Source organism: Acidovorax sp. GW821-FHT09B03 (genome assembly GCF_059418305.1).
The window spans coordinates 364,438-384,312 of the sequence record NZ_JBWKPP010000002.1 but is presented as its reverse complement, the minus strand read 5'-3'; the positions used below and the strand labels follow the sequence as shown (position 1 = coordinate 384,312).

General features: G+C 67.2%; 21 protein-coding genes. 6 read left to right on the top strand and 15 right to left on the bottom strand.

Annotation, left to right across the window (positions count from 1 at the left end):
• Positions 1-27 precede the first annotated feature (27 nt).
• From AC07PA_RS05075 to AC07PA_RS05025, 11 genes are all read right to left on the bottom strand, one after another.
• Positions 28-681 (bottom strand): sigma-E factor negative regulatory protein, encoded by a 654-nt coding sequence (locus AC07PA_RS05075; RefSeq protein ID WP_007848146.1) that lies wholly within the window; start codon positions 679-681, stop codon positions 28-30.
• 58 nt (positions 682-739) lie between these two features.
• Positions 740-1,369 carry an RNA polymerase sigma factor RpoE gene (gene rpoE, locus AC07PA_RS05070; protein WP_035201873.1) on the bottom strand — a complete coding sequence of 210 codons (630 nt, stop codon included), beginning with the start codon at positions 1,367-1,369 and terminating at the stop codon, positions 740-742.
• A 14-nt stretch (positions 1,370-1,383) separates the two neighbouring features.
• Entirely contained in the window at positions 1,384-1,887 is a 504-nt protein-coding gene (locus AC07PA_RS05065; protein ID WP_494604591.1) for a hypothetical protein, read from the bottom strand.
• Positions 1,888-1,997: 110 nt separating this feature from the next.
• Entirely contained in the window at positions 1,998-3,242 is a 1,245-nt protein-coding gene (fabF, locus tag AC07PA_RS05060) for a beta-ketoacyl-ACP synthase II (RefSeq protein WP_007848152.1), read from the bottom strand.
• Between the two features lie 48 nt (positions 3,243-3,290).
• Positions 3,291-3,530, bottom strand: a complete 240-nt coding sequence (gene acpP / locus AC07PA_RS05055) for an acyl carrier protein (protein ID WP_003058049.1) — start codon at positions 3,528-3,530, stop codon at positions 3,291-3,293.
• A 103-nt stretch (positions 3,531-3,633) separates the two neighbouring features.
• Entirely contained in the window at positions 3,634-4,383 is a 750-nt protein-coding gene (gene fabG / locus AC07PA_RS05050; RefSeq protein ID WP_007848198.1) for a 3-oxoacyl-ACP reductase FabG, read from the bottom strand.
• A complete protein-coding gene (gene fabD / locus AC07PA_RS05045) occupies positions 4,380-5,330 on the bottom strand; it encodes an ACP S-malonyltransferase (RefSeq protein ID WP_494604588.1) in 951 nt (316 codons plus the stop codon). Before fabD ends, fabG begins: the two co-directional genes overlap by 4 nt.
• A 56-nt stretch (positions 5,331-5,386) precedes the next feature.
• Entirely contained in the window at positions 5,387-6,364 is a 978-nt protein-coding gene (locus tag AC07PA_RS05040; RefSeq protein WP_145696855.1) for a beta-ketoacyl-ACP synthase III, read from the bottom strand.
• Entirely contained in the window at positions 6,364-7,416 is a 1,053-nt protein-coding gene (gene plsX / locus AC07PA_RS05035; RefSeq protein ID WP_007848205.1) for a phosphate acyltransferase PlsX, read from the bottom strand. Before plsX ends, AC07PA_RS05040 begins: the two co-directional genes overlap by 1 nt.
• Positions 7,417-7,524: 108 nt before the next feature.
• Positions 7,525-7,707, bottom strand: coding sequence for a 50S ribosomal protein L32 (gene rpmF, locus AC07PA_RS05030; protein WP_005794249.1), 183 nt, complete (start codon positions 7,705-7,707; stop codon positions 7,525-7,527).
• Between the two features lie 98 nt (positions 7,708-7,805).
• Complete coding sequence (locus AC07PA_RS05025; protein WP_494604585.1) at positions 7,806-8,357, bottom strand: YceD family protein; 552 nt, start codon at positions 8,355-8,357, stop codon at positions 7,806-7,808.
• A 25-nt stretch (positions 8,358-8,382) separates the two neighbouring features.
• Between AC07PA_RS05025 and AC07PA_RS05020 the strand changes: the two genes are divergently transcribed.
• The 3 genes from AC07PA_RS05020 to AC07PA_RS05010 are packed head-to-tail and all read left to right on the top strand — an operon-like array spanning position 8,383 to position 10,991.
• On the top strand, positions 8,383-8,982 hold the full coding sequence (locus tag AC07PA_RS05020; RefSeq protein WP_007848227.1) for a Maf family nucleotide pyrophosphatase: 600 nt from the start codon (positions 8,383-8,385) through the stop codon (positions 8,980-8,982).
• Entirely contained in the window at positions 8,979-9,794 is an 816-nt protein-coding gene (locus AC07PA_RS05015) for an SAM-dependent methyltransferase (protein ID WP_494604583.1), read from the top strand. Before AC07PA_RS05020 ends, AC07PA_RS05015 begins: the two co-directional genes overlap by 4 nt.
• Positions 9,795-9,809: 15 nt before the next feature.
• The gene (locus tag AC07PA_RS05010; protein WP_494604581.1) at positions 9,810-10,991 is read left to right on the top strand and encodes a toxin-antitoxin system YwqK family antitoxin; all 1,182 of its coding nucleotides are present in this window, start codon (positions 9,810-9,812) and stop codon (positions 10,989-10,991) included.
• Here AC07PA_RS05010 and AC07PA_RS05005 read toward each other — a convergent pair whose 3' ends face one another.
• The 4 genes from AC07PA_RS05005 to AC07PA_RS04990 form a co-directional block, all read right to left on the bottom strand.
• Complete coding sequence (locus AC07PA_RS05005) at positions 10,992-12,032, bottom strand: S49 family peptidase (RefSeq protein WP_007848236.1); 1,041 nt, start codon at positions 12,030-12,032, stop codon at positions 10,992-10,994.
• Between the two features lie 82 nt (positions 12,033-12,114).
• Entirely contained in the window at positions 12,115-12,492 is a 378-nt protein-coding gene (locus AC07PA_RS05000) for a Rieske (2Fe-2S) protein (protein WP_007848237.1), read from the bottom strand.
• Between the two features lie 30 nt (positions 12,493-12,522).
• On the bottom strand, positions 12,523-13,194 hold the full coding sequence (locus AC07PA_RS04995) for an HAD family hydrolase (protein ID WP_007848238.1): 672 nt from the start codon (positions 13,192-13,194) through the stop codon (positions 12,523-12,525).
• A 12-nt stretch (positions 13,195-13,206) separates the two neighbouring features.
• Positions 13,207-14,217 carry an RluA family pseudouridine synthase gene (locus AC07PA_RS04990; RefSeq protein WP_145696850.1) on the bottom strand — a complete coding sequence of 337 codons (1,011 nt, stop codon included), beginning with the start codon at positions 14,215-14,217 and terminating at the stop codon, positions 13,207-13,209.
• Between the two features lie 591 nt (positions 14,218-14,808).
• Here AC07PA_RS04990 and AC07PA_RS04985 point away from each other — a divergent pair.
• The 3 genes from AC07PA_RS04985 (at position 14,809) to AC07PA_RS04975 (ending at position 19,843) form a co-directional block, all read left to right on the top strand.
• Positions 14,809-18,003: an Rne/Rng family ribonuclease gene (locus tag AC07PA_RS04985; RefSeq protein WP_494604577.1), complete on the top strand. Its 3,195-nt coding sequence runs from the start codon at positions 14,809-14,811 to the stop codon at positions 18,001-18,003.
• Positions 18,004-18,155: 152 nt separating this feature from the next.
• A complete protein-coding gene (gene yaaA / locus AC07PA_RS04980; RefSeq protein WP_494604575.1) occupies positions 18,156-18,935 on the top strand; it encodes a peroxide stress protein YaaA in 780 nt (259 codons plus the stop codon).
• A gap of 8 nt (positions 18,936-18,943) precedes the next feature.
• Positions 18,944-19,843: a 2OG-Fe(II) oxygenase gene (locus tag AC07PA_RS04975; RefSeq protein ID WP_494604573.1), complete on the top strand. Its 900-nt coding sequence runs from the start codon at positions 18,944-18,946 to the stop codon at positions 19,841-19,843.
• Positions 19,844-19,875 lie beyond the last annotated feature (32 nt).

Here is a 19,875-nt window from a genome sequence, read left to right as displayed (position 1 = left end):
ATCCGATTCCAAGGCAAGCGGCAGCCGTCAGCGGCTGGGCGAGGCAAACGTGGCGTTGCGCAGGAAGCCCGCGGGCATCTGCAGCGCCGAGGTGCTGCCGAATTGCTTGTGGGCAGCCAGCAGCTCATCCAGGCGCGGATCGCGGATCATGACCTGCTGCCCCTCGTTGTCGGCCACGGCGACCAGGGGCGCGGATGGCAGCAATCCCTGGGGCTGCTGCGACGCCTGGATCACCGGCACCCCGGAAGACGCCAGCTGCGGACCGGACGCCCCGCGCCCGCCCTGCAACGCACCGACCGACGACCACCCGATGGCCGCCACGGCCGCCAGGGACGCCACACCGGCCACCATCTTCCAGCGGAACACCGAGGCGTTGGCCGCCGGCAGCTGCGCCTGCGCCACCACGGCCAACCCGGATTCGGGCGCCAGGGCCACCGGGCGCTGCACCGGGGCCTCCTGGGCCATCTGTTCGCGCAAGCGCGACAGCAGCACGCTGCTGCCATCGGCACGCGCCAGTTCGTTCGAACGCAGCACATCGCCCACCAGGTGGTAGAGCTGCCACGTGGCCAGACCTTCGTCGTCGCCCGTGCACGCCATGGCATCCGCAAACGCATCACCATGCAATTGGCCATCGGCCAGTGCCGAAATCTGTTCGCGCTTCGCTGTCACATCATTGTTCATGGTTTCACCTGCATATCCGTCACCGAACACTGCTTCGCCCTTGCCGTACACCACACAATCACCACCTTTTGCCCGTCTGGTTTTCCAGCATCGGGCGCACGCGGGCCGAAATCGCCTCCCGCGCACGGAAAATACGCGACCGCACCGTGCCTATGGGGCACCCCATGGCGGCAGCGATCTCTTCGTAACTGAGCCCCTCGATCTCGCGCAGCGTCACGGCCTGGCGCAAATCCTCGGGCAGCGCCTCCATGGCGGCATTCACCGCCTGGGCGATTTCATTGGCCGCCAGCACCGTTTCAGGGGTCTCGTCGCTGGTTAGTTCATGCCCGACACGAGAAGTTTCATCTTCGTCATCGGCACCCCTCAGGGCATTTTCCGAAACCACCGGATTGCGCTTCATGTCCATCAGCGCCTTCTTGGCCGTATTCACGGCAATCCGGTACAGCCAGGTGTAGAACTGGGCGTCCCCCCGGAACTGGTGCAAGGCCCGGTAGGCGCGGATGAAGGTTTCCTGCGCAATGTCCTGGATGATGTCCGTGTCGCGCACCATGCGGCCGATCAGGCGCTCGATGCGGCGTTGGTACTTGATGACCAGCAGCTCGAACGCCCGCTGGTCGCCCGCCACCGTGCGCTCCACCAATTGAAGATCGCTGTTGTCGGGTACGGGAGGCGGCGTTTGGGCAGTCATCAAAGGGGGGTTCTTCACGCCTCTCGGCTGTGGATCGGCGCGAACTCGGCAGCACCCACGGTGCCCGTTCCGGCGCGCGAATATACCGCACGGCGCAGATCGGGCCAGCGCTCGGGCTGTTGGCGGCACTCCAGCCACAGCCAGGTGCGCGCTCGCCCCGGGGTGGCATGGGCACACACCCACAGGTGGTCCTGCAGGTCCCACTGGACCTCGGGCGCGCCTTTCAAGGGCATCGGCGAGCCCCCAGGGAGCAGGCGGTCCAGCCACCATTGCTGGCCATCCCAGCGCAGCTCCCCGCAAAACTGGCCGATCCACCAATGCCTGGCCGCCGCCACCGCGGCCAGCCAGGCGGCAGCACCGGCAGCGGCCACGAGCGCGCCCCGACCCGCCCCCACCAGCCACCAGGCCAACAAGGCTGCGCCCCCGGCCAGCGCCAGAGCCGCCAGCACGCCCCCCACGGCACGGCTGCGCCGCACCGGAAAGCGCACGGCAGGAGCACGGCGTGCCGTGGAACTCATGGAAGAAAAAGGAAGCGCGGGGCCATCATCGCCCTGCAGTTTGCCGCAAACCGCCGGCCAGCGCGCACCGCAGCCCCACGACAGGGGCCCGGCACGGAGGCAGCGGCCGCTCAGACCCGCTTGAACACCAGGGAGCCGTTGGTCCCGCCGAAGCCGAAGTTGTTCTTGAGCGCATAGTCCATCTTCAGATCACGGGCCGTATTGGCGCAGTAATCGAGGTCGCACTCGGGGTCCTGGTTGAACAGGTTGATGGTCGGCGGCACCTTCTGGTGGTGCAGCGCCAGCACGGTGAACACGCTTTCGATCCCGCCCGCGCCGCCGAGCAGGTGGCCCGTCATCGACTTGGTGGAGCTGACCACCGTCTTGTAGGCGGCATCGCCCAATGCGGCCTTGATGGCATTGGTTTCATTGAGGTCGCCCAGGGGCGTGGAGGTGCCGTGCGCGTTCAGATAGCCCACGTCCTCGGGGTTGATGCCGGCGTTGCGCATGGCGCTGATCATGGCGCGGCGCGGGCCGTCCATGTTCGGTGCGGTCATGTGGCCGGCATCGGCGCTCATGCCGAAGCCGCTGAGCTCGGCATAGATCTTGGCGCCACGGGCCTTGGCATGCTCGTACTCCTCGAGCACCAGCACGCCCGCGCCTTCACCCAGCACGAAACCATCACGGTCCTTGTCCCAGGGGCGCGACGCCGTCTTGGGATCATCGTTGCGGGTGGACAGTGCACGCATCGCGGCAAAGCCGCCGATGCCCAGTGGGGACACCGTGGATTCCGTGCCACCGGCAATCACCACGTCAGCGTCGCCGTATTCGATCATGCGGCCGCCCTCGCCGATGCAGTGCAGGCCTGTCGTGCAGGCCGTCACCACCGCCAGGTTCGGGCCTTTGAAGCCAAAACGCATGGACACATGGCCCGCCACCATATTGATGATGGAGGCCGGCACGAAGAACGGCGTGATACGCCGTGGTCCGCGGTTGGTCAGCTCGGCATGGGTGTCCTCGATCAGCGGCAGGCCACCGATTCCGGATCCGATCACACAGGCGATGCGCGTGGCGAACTCGTCGTCCAGCGCCTCTCCGGTGGGCAGCCCCGCATCCTGTATGGCCTGCGCTGCCGCAACAATGCCGAAATGGATGAAGGTGTCCATCGAGCGCGCATCCTTGGCGCTGATGTACGACTCCAGGTCAAGCCCCTTGACCTCCCCCGCAATCTTGCAGGCAAAGTTCGACGCATCGAACTTGGTGATGAGGTCAATGCCGGAATTTCCGGCGAGGACATTGGCCCAGGCATCTGCCACCGTGTTTCCCACGGGGCTGACGCAACCCAGGCCGGTCACGACAACGCGACGACGGCTCATGCGTAAAAACCTTCTGCTGATCGCTCAAGTCAGGCGCGGTGCGCCGGCTCAGGCCTTCTGATGGGTGTTGGCGTAATCGATGGCGTTTTGCACCGTCGTGATCTTCTCGGCGTCTTCGTCAGGGATCTCGATGCCGAACTCGTCTTCCAAGGCCATCACCAGTTCCACCGTGTCGAGCGAGTCGGCACCGAGGTCTGCCACGAAGGCCTTTTCATTGGTGACTTGGGACTCTTCCACACCGAGTTGTTCGGCAATGATTTTTTTGACGCGTGCTTCGATATCGCTCATGGTTTCCCTCTGGGGGTTGTGAATGAATCCGCGATTCTAGCCGCTTCAGGAGAAGCCCCTCAGCAGCCCGCCGTCCGGATGAACCGGCGTTATCTTTCAACAATTACATGTACATGCCGCCATTGACATGCAACTCCTGCCCGGTCACATAGCCTGCTTCGCGCGAAGCGAGGTAGGCGACCGCATGTGCGATGTCCGAAGGCTTGCCCAGATGGCCCAGGGCGATCTGCGTTTGCAGGGCTTTTTGCTGCTCTTCAGGCAGGCCGGCGGTCATGTCGGTCTCGATGAACCCGGGGGCCACGCAGTTCACGGTGATGCTGCGGCTGCCCAGTTCACGCGCCAGCGCGCGCGTCATGCCGGCCACGCCGGCTTTCGCGGCAGCATAGTTGGCCTGGCCTGGATTGCCCGATGCACCGACCACGCTGGTGATGCTGATGATGCGTCCGAAGCGCTGCTTCATCATGGGGCGGATGGCAGCCCGGCTCACGCGAAAGACCGCCTTGAGGTTGGTGTCCAGCACCGCATCCCAGTCATCGTCCTTCATGCGCATGGCCAGGGTGTCGCGCGTGATGCCGGCATTGTTCACCAGCACGTGCAGGCCGCCCTGTTGCTTGACGATGGCATCGATGGTGGCCTCGATGGCCGCACCGTCGTTCACATTGAGATTGACGCCCTTGGAGCCCGGGTAGGCCGCCAGCGCCGCAGAGATGCGCGCCGCGCCATCGTCGGTGGTGGCCGTGCCGACCACCTGGTAGCCGCGCACCGCCAGCTCCAGCGCGATCGCCGCACCAATGCCGCGCGACGCGCCGGTGACCAGCGCCACCTGGGCGGGTTGTTGAACAGAATCCGTCATGCCAGCAACTCCCGTGCTTCGGCCAGCGAGGCCGTGTCAAATACTGCGGCACCGACCAGCTCGGGGTCGATGCGCTTGGTCAGGCCGGCCAGCACCTTGCCGGGGCCACACTCCACGATATGCGTCACGCCGCGCGCCTTGAGCGCCTGCACGCATTCCACCCAGCGCACGGCACCAAAGGCCTGGCGCACCAGCGCATCGCGGATCGCGTCGGCATCGCTGTGCATCGCCACATCCACGTTGTTGACCACGGGAATGGCGGGCGCCGCCAGCGCCACGCTGGCCAGCGCCTCGCGCAGCTTGTCGGCTGCGGGCTTCATCAGGCTCGAATGGAAAGGCGCCGACACCGGCAGCAGCAGCGCGCGCTTGGCACCAGCCGCCTTGAGCACCTCGCAGGCCTTGTCCACGGCCGCCTTGGTACCGGCAATCACGGTCTGGATGGGGTCGTTGAAATTCACGGCCTCCACCACCTCGGCACTGCCGGGGCCGAACGCAGCCACCGCCTCGGCACAACCGGCGATGACCTTGGAAGCCTCCATGCCCAGGATGGCCGCCATGGCACCAGTCCCCACGGGCACGGCCTCCTGCATCGCGGCAGCACGCAGGCGCACCAGGGGCGCCGCCTGCGACAGCGTCAGCACACCCGCAGCAACCAGCGCGGAGTATTCACCCAGCGAGTGCCCGGCCAGCGCGACGGGCGCAGCGCCCCCCTCGGCACGCCACACACGCCACGCCGCCACACCGGCGGCCAGCATCACCGGCTGGGTGTTGGTGGTCAGGGCCAACGCCTCCTTGGGGCCTTCCTTGATCAGGAGGGCAATATCTTCACCCAGGGCATCCGAGGCCTCGCGCAGGGTCTCGGCCACCGCGGGGTGATCACCCCAGCCGTCGAGCATGCCGACCGACTGCGAGCCCTGCCCGGGAAAAACAAATGCAAATGACTTCATGCCAGCACAGATAGAAGAAAGGAATCGGGTACTGCAGGCCGCGCGCAGGCGGCAGGCTACAGCTTCAGGAGCACGGCGCCCCAGGTGAATCCACCGCCAACGCCTTCGAGCAGCAGCGTTTCACCCTTCTTGACCTGCCCGCTGCGCACCCCGTGGTCGAGCGCCAGCGGAATGGAGGCCGCCGATGTATTGCCATGCTGGTCCACCGTGACCACCACCTTGTCCATCGGCAGCTTGAGCTTGCGGGCCGTGCCCTGCATGATGCGGATGTTGGCCTGGTGGGGAATCAGCCAGTCCACATCGGCTTCGGTCAGGCCGGCCTTGGCCAGCACGGCGTGGGCCGCCTTTTCAAGCACCCCCACGGCCAGCCGGAACACGGCCTGGCCATCCATCTTGAGCACGGGATCGCCGAGCACCTGGCCACCCGAGACATTGCCCGGCACGCACAGGATGCCGACATGCTTGCCATCGGCATGCAGGTCGCTCGACAGGATGCCCGGCGTGTCGGACGCCTCCAGCACCACGGCCCCGGCGCCATCACCGAACAGCACGCAGGTGGTACGGTCCTTGAAATCCAGGATGCGGCTGAACACCTCGGCGCCAATCACCAGGGCGCGGTTGGCAGCGCCGGTCTGGATCATGGCATCGGCCACCGACAGCGCATAGACGAAGCCGCTGCACACAGCCTGCACATCGAAGGCCGGGCACCCATTGGCACCCAGCTTGTTCTGCAGAATGCAGGCGACCGAGGGAAACACCATGTCCGGCGTGGACGTGGCGACGATGATCAGGTCGATGTCCTTCGCTTCCAGGCCCGCGGCCGAGAGGGCATTGCGGGCCGCTTCCAGCCCGAGGTCGCTGGCCGCCACGTCGGGGGCCGCAAAATGCCGCGCCCGGATTCCCGTGCGCTCGACGATCCACTCGTCCGAGGTTTCGATGCCATCGCGGGCCAGCTCGGCCACCAGGTCGGCATTCGTGAGCCGGCGCGGTGGCAGGTAGCTGCCAGTGCCGGTGATGCGGGAATAGCGTCTCATTAATGTGTCGTCGCCGCTGCAGGCCGGGGCTGGGCATCGGCAGGGGCCAGGAGCGGCGCTGCGTGCGCAATCCGGGCCCGGACACGGTCGAGCAGGTTGTTGCGGGCTGCATCATACGCCCGGTTCAGCGCCTGTTCGAAGGCCATGGCGTCGGCCGAGCCGTGGCTCTTGAACACCAGTCCGCGCAACCCCAGCAAGGCGGCGCCGTTGTAGCGCCGGTAATCCATGCGGGTCATGAGCGCTTTTAGCACCGGATAAGCGATGATGGCAGCAGCTTTGGTGAAGATGTTCTTGGAAAACTCATTCTTGAGCCCACCGATCACCATGGCCGCAACACCCTCGCTGGCCTTGAGCGCCACGTTGCCGACAAATCCATCACAGACCACGATGTCCACCGTGCCCTTGAAGATGTCATTGCCTTCGACGTTTCCGTAAAAGTTGAGATCCCCAGCTTCGGCCGCAGATCGCAGCAGTTCACCCGCTTTTTTGATGACTTCGCTGCCTTTGATGATCTCCTCACCAATATTGAGCAAACCCACGGTGGGCTCGCCGCCGTCATCACGCAGGGCCGACACCAGGGCCGAGCCCATGACCGCGAACTGCAGCAGGTGCTCGGCCGAGCAGTCCACATTCGCCCCCAGGTCCAGCACCGTGGTTGCGCGCCCCTGGTTGTTGGGCAGTTGGGTGGCAATCGCGGGCCGGTCGATACCGTCCAGGGTCTTGAGCAGGTAACGCGCAATGGCCATCAAGGCGCCGGTATTGCCAGCCGAAACCGCTGCTGCTGCCGTGCCATCCTTGACCTGCTGGATGGCCACACGCATGGAAGAGTCTTTTTTACGGCGCAGGGCCACCTCGACGGGGTCGTCCATGGCCACCACCTCGGTGGCGGGGACGATGGTGGCGCGGTCGTGGGAAAAATCGTGCAGGCTGTCCGCCAGGCCGACCAGCAGCAGGCGGGCATCCGGGTGATTGCCAAGGAACTGACGGCACGCCGCGAGCGTGACGCGGGGGCCGTGATCGCCCCCCATGCAGTCAACAGCCAGTGTGATCATGGGCGACTTGTCCGGCCAACAGCGCGGGCCGGAAGATGGATACAACGGTCAAAACAAAGGCCCGCGCTACAAACTCAGTAGCAACGGGCCTTTGAGGGGTACTGAAGATCAGGCTTCAGACTTGTTCTTGAGCACCTGGCGGCCACGGTAGAAACCGTTGGGGCTGATGTGGTGGCGCAGATGGGTTTCGCCGGTGGTAGGCTCCACAGCAATGCCCGGCACATTCAGGGCATTGTGCGAACGGTGCATACCGCGCTTGGAAGGGGACTTTTTGTTTTGCTGAACGGCCATGATGGCTCCTGGTCTTAAATAGGTTGGTAAATACGCGATGGGCCCATAGAAGACACGAGGGGATTCGCGCGAAGCCCTCGATTATAGCCCAAATGGATTCAGTGCTTGTGGCTGTCTTTTTTGAGGCCTGCCAGCGCCGCAAATGGATTGGGCTTGTCCGCGTTCGCTTCCTCGAAGTCGTCATCCGACGATGCCAGCGGCACGGCCGTAGGGCACTCGTCGTGCTTGGGCACCACGGGCAGCGCCATCAGCAGCTCGTCCTCGATCAACTCGTGCAGGTCGAACTCGCGGCTCATGGCCAGCAGGTCTTCTTCGCTCTCGTCGTCGAGGGCCTCGGCCGTGGCCTCGTCGGCCACGAAACGGAAGGCGCGGCCCACCTCCAGCGGCACGTCCACGGGCGTGAGGCAGCGCTGGCATTGCATCGGGAAGGCGGCACGCACCTTGAGCACCAGCCACACCTGGCTGGCACCACCGAGCGCCGTGCGCACTTCTCCCTGTGCCTGCCAGTCCACCAGCAGGTCGGGATGCAGGCCCCGGGCCTCCTGGGCCAGGCGCTCATACTTCAAAAGGGAATCATGGCCGGCCAGGCGCGCGCCAGCCAAAGCAAACGCCTTGACGTCGAGCCGGTCCACTGAGAATTCCTTGGTCATGGCGGCAGTGTAAGAGAATCAGCGAATGCATCAATCCCCCGCCCTGCAACGCCCTGTGGTATTGGGCTCCACCTCGCGCTACCGGCGCGAACTGCTGTCCCGCCTGAACCTGCCTTTCGAAGTCGCCTCGCCCGAGGTCGACGAGACCCCCGCCCCCGGGGAAGCCCCACGCGATCTGGCCCTGCGCCTGGCCCTGGCCAAGGCCCGGGCCGTGGCACGCCTTCATCCCGAGGCCGTGGTCATCGGTTCCGACCAGGTGGCGGACCTGGCGGGCCAGCCCCTGGGCAAGCCTGGCACCCATGAGCGCGCCGTGCAGCAACTGCGCCAGATGCGCGGGCAGACCGTGATTTTCCAGACCGCCGTGGCCACCGTGTGCCAGGCCAACGGCTTCGAGCAGGTGGACATCGCCCCCGTGGAAGTGCGCTTTCGCGATCTGTCGGACGAGGAGATCGAACGCTACCTGCGCGCCGAACAGCCCTACGACTGCGCCGGCAGCGCCAAGAGCGAGGGCCTGGGCATCGCCCTGCTCGACGCCATCCACAGCGATGACCCCACAGCCCTCATCGGCCTGCCGCTGATCCGCACCTGCCGCATGCTGCGCGCCGCCGGGGTGGTCCTGCCATGAGCACGCGCCCCGCCACACCCGTGGACGCGCCCGCCCATGCCGCCGCCAGCGGCACGCTGTACCTGGTGCCCGCCCCGCTCGACTTCGGCTGCGACGTGGAAATCCCACTGCAGGAAGCCCTGCCCGCCGGCACCCTGCAGCAGGCGGCTCAGCTCACCCACTGGGTCTGCGAGAACGCCAAGAGCACCCGTGCCTACCTGAAGCGCATCGATGCCCTGCACCCCTTGGCCGCCCCCCTGCAGCAGCAGCAGATCACCGAATTGCCGCGCGAGGTGCACAAGAAGGGCGACCACGGCGACAAGGGCTCGGCCCACTTCGACGCCAAGCCCCTGCTGGCGCCCGCCCTCGCCGGCCACGCCATGGGCCTGGTCAGCGAGGCCGGCATGCCGGCCGTGGCCGACCCGGGCTCGTCCGTGGTGCGCGCCGCACACGACCTGGGTATCCCCGTCGTGCCGCTGGTGGGCCCGGTCTCGCTGCTGCTGGCCCTGGCCGCCAGCGGCCTCAACGGCCAGAGTTTCGCCTTTGCCGGCTACCTGCCCCAGGACGGACAGGAGCGCACGCAGCGCATCCGCGAACTCGAGTCCCTGGCCCTCAAGACCGGCCAGACCCAGCTCTTCATCGAGACGCCCTACCGCAACCCCGCGCTGTGGCAGGCCTTGGTACAGACCCTGCAGCCCCACACCCGCCTGGCCCTGGCCAGCGGGCTGACCCTGCCCGACGCGCAGATCCGCAGCCAGCTCGTGCGCCAGTGGCGTGCCCAGCCCCTGGTACCCGGCAACCGCACGCCCATGGTGTTCGCCCTGGGCCGCTGACCCCTCCTTCACGCCATGCAACGCCTGCCCGCCCTCCTGCTTCTTGCCCTGGGCACCTGCGCCACGGGCGCAAACGCCATCATCCGCTGCGAATTCAACGGCAAGCCGGTCAACCCCAACAATGGGGCTGAAACCGCCGGCCTGACCGGCCTGCTGCGCTGCCGCGACGAAAACACCGGCCAGCTGCAGCGCGAGCAGGAGCTCAAGGACGGCAAGTACCTGGGCAAGGAACGCTTTTTCGACCGGGAAGGCAAACTGCTGCGTGAGCGCAGCGTGAACGAGCGCGGCAACAGCCAGGGCCGTGTGGCCGAGTTCTGGCCCAACGGGCAGCTCAAGCGCGAGGAATTCGCCGAGAACGGCAGCACCGTCGGGGTGGTGCGCCGCTTCGATGCCAATGGCCGACCCGAGCGCGTGTCTTTCCACACCGGTGGGCAGGAGCAGTTCGTCATCGAATACAACGCAGCCGGCCAGCCCACGCGGCTGCAGTGCCCACGCACCAGCGTCCTGCCCGAAGACCGCAAGCTTTGCGGCTTCGAGGGCGCCGCCGACACCCCGCTGTTCACCAGCGCGGGTGCCAAGACTGGCCAGGTGCGCTACGACCAGGGAAGGCTGCTGCTGTCCACCGAATGGACAGGCGAGGGCCTGGTCGCGCAGCAGATGCTCTTCGAGGAAGGCAGGCGCGTGCACCGCAGCTTTTTCACCGAGGGTGGCAAGAGCGTGCTGCGCGAGGAGCGCATCTTCCTGCCCGACGAACAGCGCTTTCTGCGCGACACCCGTGGGCCACTGCACAGCCTGCGCCGCTTCGGCAGCACCGGCCAGCTGACCGAGCAGCACAGCTATGCCGACGGACGCGAGGTGCTGCTGGAGCGCTGGTACCTGAACGGGGCGGCGCGCGAGCGCTCGACCATGACCGGCACCGGCGAGGCCGCCCGCATCCAGCGCGAACTGCGCGACGACGAGGGCCGGCTCACGCGCAAGGAAACACTCACCGAACAGCAGCAGCGCACCGGCGTGCAGCAACTGTTCTACCCCAATGGCCGCCTGGCCCAGGAAGACCGCTACACCGCGCCCGACGCCCGGGGCCGCACCCGGCTGGAGGCGCGCAAGCAGTGGGATGACTCGGGCAAGCTGCTGGCCGACGACACCATCCTCGAAGACGGCTCACGCCAACGCAAGGCTGGCGGACTGGATTCCTGATCAGCGCAGTTGCGGCCCGGCAGACATCATGGCCTTGGCCGCGCCGATGCCCATGGCCGCGCCGAAGCGCTTGGCCAGGCGTTCGGCCACATTGTCACGGCGGGTGTAGTCGATGATCTCCTCGGCCTTGACTACTTCGCGCGCCACGAAGTCGAGGTTGCCGAGCTTGTCGGCCAGTCCCATCTCCACGGCCTGCTGGCCGGTCCAGAACAGGCCGCTGAAGGTCTCGGGCGTGGTCTTGAGCCGATCGCCCCGGCCCGCCTTCACCACGGCGATGAACTGCTGGTGGATCTGGTTGAGCATGGCCTGCGCATACTCGCGCTGCTTTTCGGTCTGGGGACTGAAGGGATCGAGGAAGCCCTTGTTCTCGCCCGCGGTGAGCAGGCGGCGCTCCACACCGAGCTTTTCCATGATGCCGGTGAAGCCGAAGCCATCCATCAGCACGCCGATGCTGCCCACGATGCTGGCCTTGTCCACGAAGATCTCATCGGCCGCTGCCGCAATGTAATAGGCAGCCGAGGCGCAGGTCTCCTCGACCACGGCATACACCGGCTTGTTGTACTTGGCCTTCAGGCGCACGATCTCGTCATTGATGATGCCGGCCTGCACCGGGCTGCCGCCCGGCGAGTTGATCAGCAGCACCACGGCCTGGGAGCCCTCGTCCTCGAAGGCGCTGCGCATGGCCGCCACCACGAACTCGGCACTGGCCTCGGCCCCCGAGGCGATCTCGCCCTTGACGTCCACCACCGCCGTGTGCGGCGTGCTCTTGCTGGCGCCCGTCGACGCCTGGCGCATGGCCCCCCAGGCCAGCGCGACGATCAGGAACAGCCATGCGAAGCGGAAAAAGATCTTCCAGCGCCGGGCCGAGCGCTGCTCGCTGAGCGCCGCAAAGGCCAGCTTCTCCAGCGTGGCACGCTCCCAGCCGGGCTCCTGCGCCGCCGCGCGGGCGCCGGACGGGGCGGCCGATTGCGACCACAGGTCCTGCGAAGGGGGAAAATTCTTGTCGGAACCCGGGGTTCCGGGCTGTTGCGGATCGGTCATTTCAGGCCTTTTGAGACACCGTGCACCCCGGGCAGGCAGGGGTGCAGAAAAACAGGGGCATGCCCGTTCGGATCATCATGCTCTAGAACACGACGGGCTGGAGGTTGTAGGCAGTATGCCAGTGCACCACACCGTCGGACTCCGAGAGGGTGATCTTCACCAGGCCGCCCCGGCAGGGCCCGCCCGCACACTGGCCCGTGTCGGGCAGGTAGGCGGCGCCATGCGTGGCGCACAGCAGCCAGTTGCCGGAATCGTCGAAAAAACGGTCCGGCTGGTAGTCCATCTCCATCGCCACGTGCGTGCAGCGGTTGAGGTAGGCGTGCGGCGCCCCGCGGTAGCGGATGGCGAAGGCGCGGCAGGTCTGGCCGGCGTAGGTCACATCGAACGGCACCGCAAGGCCGCCGTCCGCCAGGTCGGCGCTGTTGCACAGGGCGATGGGGGCGGATTCGGTGGTGCTCATGGCAGGACAGCAGTGGCGCGGGGGCGCAGATCAGCCATTGGCCCGCAGCCAGTCATGCAACTCGCGCACGGAATGCGCCACGGCCAGCGGCTGCAGCACATGGAAGGCATCGGGCTCATGGGCGCCATAGCTCACCCCCACGCTGGCACAGCCGGCGTTCAGCGCCATCTGCAGGTCGTGCGTGGTGTCGCCGATCATCAGCACGCGCTCGGGCAGCACATCGAACTCGGCCATCAGCTCCTGCAGCATCAGCGGGTGGGGCTTGCCGGCTGTCTGGTCGGCCGTGCGCGAACCGTCGAATACGCCCTTGAGGTCCTTGGAGTGCAGCACGTCGTCCAGCCCGCGCCGGCTCTTGCCCGTGGCCACCGTGAGCAGGTGCCCGGCGTCGCGCAGGTCGGCCAGCATGGGCAGCACGCCCTCGAACAGGCTCAGGTCGTCCTGGTGCTGCAGGTAGTGGAAACGGTAGCGGTTGCCCAGCTCGGGGTATTTCTCGGGCGGCACGTCGGGCGCTGCATGGGCCAGCGCCTGCATCAGCGCCATGCCGATCACGTACGAAGCGGCCTTGTCCGTGGGCACGGTGCCGCCCACGTCCTTCACGGCCGCCTGGATGCAGCGCACGATGATCTGCGTGGAATCGAACAGGGTGCCATCCCAGTCAAAGGCGATCAGGTCGAAGCGGCGGGGACGGGACGTGGGGCGCATGGAGGAAGGCACTCAGGCAGAAGGGACAAAATCGGCCAGTTCGGGCGGCAGTTCGGCGTTGAGCGCCACGCGCTCGCCACTGGCCGGGTGGTTGAACTGTAACCTCCAGGCGTGCAGGAACATGCGCCGCATGCCCAGCTTCTGCAAGCGTTTGTTCAGCTCGAAATCACCGTACTTGTCGTCACCCACGATGGCGTGCCCCTGGCTGGCCAGGTGCACGCGGATCTGGTGCGTGCGACCGGTCTTGATGGTCACCTCCAGCAAGGTCATGGCCGGCAGGCCCTGCTCCTGGCGCGCCGGCACCTTCTGGCGCACCTTGACCAGGGTGATGGAGCGCATGCCATCGGGGTCGTCGGCCGTGGTCACGCGCACCCGGCGCTCGCCATCGGCCTGCAAATACTTGTGCAGCGGCAGGTCGATGACCTTGTTGCTGGCAGCCCACACGCCCGTGACCAGGGCCAGGTAGGTCTTGCCGGTTTCGCGCTCGCGGAACTGGTCCTGCAGGTGCGTGAGCGCCGAGCGCTTCTTGGCCACCAGCAGGATCCCCGAGGTGTCCCGGTCCAGCCGGTGCACCAGTTCCAGAAATTTCGCGGCCGGCCGCGCCTGGCGCAACTGTTCGATGACGCCGAAGCTGACCCCGCTGCCGCCATGCACGGCCACGCCTGCGGGCTTGTCGAGCGCGATCACGTGCTCGTCCTCGAGCAGGATGGGAAATTCGCGCGCGGGCGCCGGGCGCTCGGCCTTCTCGGCCACCTTCTCGGAGACACGCACGGGCGGCAGGCGCACCTGGTCGCCCGCCTCCACCCGGGTGTCGGCGCTGGCGCGGCCCTTGTTGATGCGCACCTCGCCGCTGCGGATGATGCGGTAGACATGCGTCTTGGGCACGCCCTTGAGATGCCGTATCAAAAAGTTATCGAGGCGCTGGCCCGCCGAGTCCTCGTCGACCTCGACGAACCGGGCGGCTGGCGGGTTGGAAGCCGGGGCGGGACCGGACGGCGGTTTGCCCCCTATAATGTGTTTCACCTGCGCGTTGCTGTGTAAGTGGTTGATTTGTCTGGAGTTTAGTCCACACGACCGCCACACGGGCGCAGGCCGGTCGATGCCAGCGGGTGTCGCCCACGCAGATTGCAGGCCAGATGCCTGCAATGGCCTGGGCGCCAGCCGGCGGGCTGACAGATTGAAACACTGATACGGAATCCCCCAAGCTGGCAGATGCGCCCCACCAGGGCAAGGTCTGCCAGCGGATCGAAGCGAGCATGTGGTTGTTGATGGCCTGGATTGTGACCTTATGGCGGTGGCGCATGCCCCTGGCCATGCGCGCGCAATGGCAAGGGCCTGTGGCATCCACCCGGCAAGCGCAACCAGCCGCCTTGTTCGTGGCAAAACTGCGCCTCTCCCACTCGCCCCCTTCCACGCGCCCCTGCCTTTTGCTGCCGCGCTAACGCGCGGCAGGCTTTCGGCATCCCCGGCAATTCCCTTCGTTTCGACGCGTCAGTCCAGGCATTCACGGCTCCTGTAGAGCTTGTTCAATGGTTTGGAACTGCGGGTGGCAGCCCGCTGCAGCACTGATGGCTGCGCCGCTGCCCACCGCGAAACACAAGAAGGAATCGCATCATGAAGCGGATGCTCATCAACGCCACGCAGCCCGAAGAACGGCGCCTGGCCATCGTCGACGGACAAAAGCTCCTCGACTACGAGATCGAGATCGAGGGGCGCGAGCAGCGCAAGGGCAACATCTACAAGGCCGTCGTCACGCGCGTCGAGCCTTCGCTGGAAGCCTGCTTCGTCGACTACGGCGAAGACCGCCACGGCTTCCTGCCGTTCAAGGAAATCTCGCGCAGCTATTTCGCCCCTGGCGTCTCCCCCAGCCAGGCACGCATCAATGAAGTGATCCGCGAAGGCCAGGAACTGCTGGTCCAGGTCGAAAAGGAAGAGCGCGGCAACAAGGGCGCAGCCCTGACCACCTTCGTCTCGCTGGCCGGCCGCTATGTGGTGCTGATGCCCAACAACCCTCGTGGCGGTGGCGTCTCGCGCCGCATCGAGGGCGAGGACCGCGCCGAGCTCAAGGAGGCGATGGACCAACTGGAATACCCCAACGGCATGTCCATCATCGCGCGCACCGCCGGCATCGGCCGCACCGCGCCCGAGCTGCAGTGGGACCTGAACTACCTGCTCAAGCTGTGGAACGCCATCGACGGCGCCGCCAAGGGCGGCAAGGGCGCCTTCCTGATCTACCAGGAATCGAGCCTCGTCATCCGCGCGATCCGCGACTACTTCAACAACGACATCGGTGACATCCTCATCGATACCGACGACATCTACGAACAGGCGCAGCAGTTCATGGCGCACGTCATGCCCGAGCATGCCGCCCGCGTGAAGCGCTACCGCGACGACGCCGCCCTGTTCAGCCGCTTCCAGATCGAGCACCAGATCGAATCGGCCTACGCACGCACCGTGCAACTGCCCTCGGGCGGCGCCATCGTGATCGACCACACCGAAGCGCTGGTCAGCGTGGACGTGAACTCGGCCCGCGCCATCAAGGGCGGCGACATCGAGGAAACCGCCACCCGCACCAACCTGGAAGCCGCCGACGAAGTGGCGCGCCAGATGCGCCTGCGCGACCTGGGCGGCCTGATCGTGATCGACTTCATCGACATGGAGGAGAGCAAGAACCGCCGCGAAGTGGAAAACCGCCTGCGCGACGCACTGCGCCAGGACCGCGCCCGCGTGCAGTTCGGCACCATCAGCAAGTTCGGCCTCATGGAAATGAGCCGCCAGCGCCTGAAGCCCGCGCTGTCCGAAGGCTCCTCCATCCCCTGCCCGCGCTGCGGTGGCTCGGGCCACATCCGCGACACCGAGTCCTCGGCGCTGCAGATCCTGCGCATCATCCAGGAAGAGTCGATGAAGGACAACACGGCCGCCGTGCACTGCCAGGTGCCGGTGGAAGTGGCCTCGTTCCTGCTGAACGAAAAGCGCACCGAGATCGCCAAGATCGAGCTCAAGCAGCGCGTGGCCGTGCTGATGGTTCCCAACAAGACGCTGGAAACCCCCAACTACCGCCTGGAACGCCTCAAGCACGACGACCCGCGCCTGGACCACATCGAAGCAAGCTACAAGCTCGCCGAGGAAGTGGAAGACCCCACGGCCGTGACGCGCCGCTCGCAGGAGCCCACCAACAAGCAGACCCCGGTGATCAAGGGCGTGCTGCCCGACGCACCGGCCCCGCAGGTCGAGCCCCGCCCCGAAGGCACGGCCCGCCCCGCACGCGCCGGCCAGGGCCAGCGCCCCGCAGGCACACCAGCCGCCGCTGCCCCCACGCCCGCACCGGCACCTGCTGCAGCTGCCCCGGCCGCGCCGCAGGAGCAAGGCATCCTGGCCTTCATCAAGGGCTTCTTCGGCTTCGGCGACAAGCCAGCAGCACCGGCCCCGGTGGCAACCCCTGCCGCCGCGCCCGCACCTGCCGCGGCAGAAACCACCGCCCGTGAACCCCGCCGTGATGGCCGCGGTGAAAGCCGTGGCGGACGCCGCAGCAACCGCGACGCGCCTGGCCGCAGCGATGGCCAGCGCGAAGGCGGCGGCCGTGACGGTGGCAACCGCGATGGCGCCGCAGAAGGCCGTGGCCGCCGCGGTGAGCGCTCGGCCGAAGGCCGCGCACCGCGCGATGCCGAGGGCCAGGGCAACCGCCCACCCCGCGAAGGCGGCGAACGCCGTCCCGAGGGTGAAGGCCGCGAGGGCCGTGAAGGACGCGGCGGCCGCAATGGCCGTGGCCGCAACGACGGCGAAAGCCGCAACCAGGCCAACGGCGCTGCGCTGAATGGCGAGCAGGCCGCTGCAGTTGCCGGCGCCCAGGTGGAAGGCCCGATCGGCAGTGGCGCCGACGCCGCCGCCGGCCAGCCCCCCCGTGGCGAACGCGGCGAGCGCGGCCCCCGCCGCGAGCGCGGCGACGGCTCCGGCCGCCGTGAACGTGGCGAGCGCGGTGAGCGCGCCCCCCGCAATGCCGAGGGCGCTGAACAGGCGGCACCGGCCGGCGACTTCGCCGATACCTCGCCGCTGGCGCTGCTGCCCGACCTGGACCTGACCGGCAACGAGTCGGCCAACGCCGCTGCAGGCAGCGAAGAGCAACGCCGTGAGCGCCGCTCGCGCGACCGCTACGGCCGCGACCGCCGCGAACGTGGCGAGCGTGGTCCGCGCGACAATGCCGAGGGCGCAGCCGCACCGGCACCGGCAGCAGCCCCGCTGCTGGACTTCGATACCTCGGCGGTCCCAGCCCCCGCGGCCGAGCCCCAGGACGATGCACCACGCCGCAGCTACTTCAGCGCCCCTGCCGCAGCCGCAGCACCCGTGGCAGCCCCTGTGGCAGCGCCCGTGCAGGAAAGCGCCCCTGCCCCGGTCGCACCAGTCGCAGCAGCACCCGTCGCCCCCGTGCCAGTGGCACAGGCACCAGCCCCTGTGGCAGCACCCGTGGTTGCCCCTGTGACAATGCCTGTGGCCGCCCCGGCGCCCGCAGCCGCCGCCCCGGTGGCGGCAGCCCCGGCCCCCGCAGCCGGCCTGCCCCGTGTGCAGGCATTCACCCTGCCGCTCGGCGAGCTGCAGCAGGTTGCCGAGTCGTCGGGCCTGCAGTGGGTGAACTCCGATGCCGCAAAGATCGCCGCCGTGCAGGCTGCGATCGCAGCAGAGCCCAAGCCCATCCACGTGCCGCGCGAGCGTCCACCCGTGGTGGTGGTCGACGAGGGCCCGCTGGTGCTGGTGGAAACCCGCCGCGACCTCTCAGCGATGAAGCTGCCTTTCGAGCAGCCACCGGCCGCCTGATGCGGTGAGTGCACAAGAAGGCGGCCTCGGCCGCCTTTTTGCTTTTCGGGGCCCCCTTTGTGCAGGCGCATGGCCGATGCCGGTATCCTTGCGGCCACGCCCCCGGTGCCCCACTTTCCTTTTGTTCGACCTCGACGAACCACCACGCCACCATGCTGTTCCTGCTGTCCCCCGCCAAGTCGCTGGACTACGAAACCCCGCTGCCACCCGACCTGCCGCACACACTGCCGCAGTTCGTGCCGCAATCCAAGGACCTGATCAAGGTGCTGCGCGAAAAGTCGCACCAGGACATCGCCACGCTGATGTCGCTGAGCGACCCGCTTGCCGCCCTGAACGTGGCGCGCTACCAGGCCTGGAAGCCGCGCTTTACCGAGACCAACTCGCGCCAGGCCCTGCTGGCCTTCAATGGCGACGTCTACGAAGGCCTGGACGCGCGCACGCTGGCCAGCGAAGACCTGCAATGGGCACAGGACCACGTTTGCATCCTGAGCGGCCTGTACGGCCTGCTGCGCCCGCTGGACCGGATGCAGCCCTACCGCCTGGAGATGGGCACGCGCCTGGCCACCGAGGCCGGCAGCAACCTTTACCAGTTCTGGGGCGACCGCATCGCCAGGCACCTCAATACCCGGCTGCGCGCCGACACCACGCCGGTGGTGGTGAACCTCGCCTCGCAGGAGTACTTCAAGGCCGTGGACACCAAGGCCCTCAAGGCGCGCGTGGTCGAGTGCGTCTTCGAGGACTGGAAGGGTGGCATCTACAAGATCATCAGCTTCCATGCCAAGCGCGCGCGCGGGCTGATGGCGCGCTACGCCGTGACCCAGCGCATCGCCACCCCGCACGGCCTCCAGGGCTTTGGCCTGGAAGGCTACACTTTTGCTCCCGCTGCCTCCCAACCCGAGCGCCTGGTGTTCCGGCGCAAGACCAACGTGTGAGATCTGCCATGGCATCGTCTTCCGAACAGTCGCCTTCCACCACCAGCACTGCCGCTGCGGCACGCCAGGCCATCACGCCCGAGCTGCGCCGCTGGATCGTCGAACAGGCCGAGGCCGGCTTTGCCGCGCCCGTGGTGCTGCAATCCATGCGCGATGCCGGTTGGAACGAGGACGTGGCCGCCGAGGCCCTGGAAATCACGCTGCAGGACCACCTCAACGCGCTGGCCGAGCAGCAGGGCCAGCCGCCCGCCGTGAGGGTGCCCGAACCCCTGCTGGACGAATCGCCGGCCCAGATCGACGCTGGCGACCGCGCTGTGAACATCCTGCTGGCCATCGCCAAGCCGCGCATCGTGGTGTTCGGCAACCTGCTCTCTGCCGAGGAATGCGACGCCCTGATCGCCGCGGCCGCGCCCCGCATGGCACGCTCGCTCACGGTCGCGACCAAGACCGGCGGCGAGGAGGTCAACGACGACCGCACCAGCGACGGCATGTTCTTTCAGCGCGGCGAGAACCCGGTGGTGCAGCGCATCGAGGAGCGCATCGCCCGGCTGCTGGATTGGCCCATAGAGAACGGCGAGGGCCTGCAGGTGCTGCACTACCGCCCCGGGGCCGAGTACAAGCCGCACTACGACTATTTCGACCCGGGCGAGCCGGGCACGCCCACCATCTTGAAGCGCGGCGGGCAGCGTGTGGGCACGCTGGTGATGTACCTCAACACGCCCGACAAGGGCGGCGGCACCACCTTCCCCGACGTGCACGTCGAAGTGGCTCCCCAGCGCGGCAATGCCGTGTTCTTCAGCTACGAGCGCGCCCACCCTGCGACCCGCACGCTGCATGGCGGCGCACCGGTGATTGCCGGCGAGAAATGGATCGCCACCAAGTGGCTGCGCGAGCGCGAATTCAAGTAAGGCGGCACCACCGCCCAGCCAACCAGGGAAGC

Bases quoted from the DNA above. Each gene is read 5' to 3' on its own strand.
- AC07PA_RS05075 (WP_007848146.1), bottom strand. From the start codon at position 681: ATGAACAATGATGTGACAGCGAAGCGCGAACAGATTTCGGCACTGGCC.
- rpoE (WP_035201873.1), bottom strand. From the start codon at position 1,369: ATGACTGCCCAAACGCCGCCTCCCGTACCCGACAACAGCGATCTTCAA.
- AC07PA_RS05065 (WP_494604591.1), bottom strand. From the start codon at position 1,887: ATGAGTTCCACGGCACGCCGTGCTCCTGCCGTGCGCTTTCCGGTGCGG.
- fabF (WP_007848152.1), bottom strand. From the start codon at position 3,242: ATGAGCCGTCGTCGCGTTGTCGTGACCGGCCTGGGTTGCGTCAGCCCC.
- acpP (WP_003058049.1), bottom strand. From the start codon at position 3,530: ATGAGCGATATCGAAGCACGCGTCAAAAAAATCATTGCCGAACAACTC.
- fabG (WP_007848198.1), bottom strand. From the start codon at position 4,383: ATGACGGATTCTGTTCAACAACCCGCCCAGGTGGCGCTGGTCACCGGC.
- fabD (WP_494604588.1), bottom strand. From the start codon at position 5,330: ATGAAGTCATTTGCATTTGTTTTTCCCGGGCAGGGCTCGCAGTCGGTC.
- AC07PA_RS05040 (WP_145696855.1), bottom strand. From the start codon at position 6,364: ATGAGACGCTATTCCCGCATCACCGGCACTGGCAGCTACCTGCCACCG.
- plsX (WP_007848205.1), bottom strand. From the start codon at position 7,416: ATGATCACACTGGCTGTTGACTGCATGGGGGGCGATCACGGCCCCCGC.
- rpmF (WP_005794249.1), bottom strand. From the start codon at position 7,707: ATGGCCGTTCAGCAAAACAAAAAGTCCCCTTCCAAGCGCGGTATGCAC.
- AC07PA_RS05025 (WP_494604585.1), bottom strand. From the start codon at position 8,357: ATGACCAAGGAATTCTCAGTGGACCGGCTCGACGTCAAGGCGTTTGCT.
- AC07PA_RS05020 (WP_007848227.1), top strand. From the start codon at position 8,383: ATGCATCAATCCCCCGCCCTGCAACGCCCTGTGGTATTGGGCTCCACC.
- AC07PA_RS05015 (WP_494604583.1), top strand. From the start codon at position 8,979: ATGAGCACGCGCCCCGCCACACCCGTGGACGCGCCCGCCCATGCCGCC.
- AC07PA_RS05010 (WP_494604581.1), top strand. From the start codon at position 9,810: ATGCAACGCCTGCCCGCCCTCCTGCTTCTTGCCCTGGGCACCTGCGCC.
- AC07PA_RS05005 (WP_007848236.1), bottom strand. From the start codon at position 12,032: ATGACCGATCCGCAACAGCCCGGAACCCCGGGTTCCGACAAGAATTTT.
- AC07PA_RS05000 (WP_007848237.1), bottom strand. From the start codon at position 12,492: ATGAGCACCACCGAATCCGCCCCCATCGCCCTGTGCAACAGCGCCGAC.
- AC07PA_RS04995 (WP_007848238.1), bottom strand. From the start codon at position 13,194: ATGCGCCCCACGTCCCGTCCCCGCCGCTTCGACCTGATCGCCTTTGAC.
- AC07PA_RS04985 (WP_494604577.1), top strand. From the start codon at position 14,809: ATGAAGCGGATGCTCATCAACGCCACGCAGCCCGAAGAACGGCGCCTG.
- yaaA (WP_494604575.1), top strand. From the start codon at position 18,156: ATGCTGTTCCTGCTGTCCCCCGCCAAGTCGCTGGACTACGAAACCCCG.
- AC07PA_RS04975 (WP_494604573.1), top strand. From the start codon at position 18,944: ATGGCATCGTCTTCCGAACAGTCGCCTTCCACCACCAGCACTGCCGCT.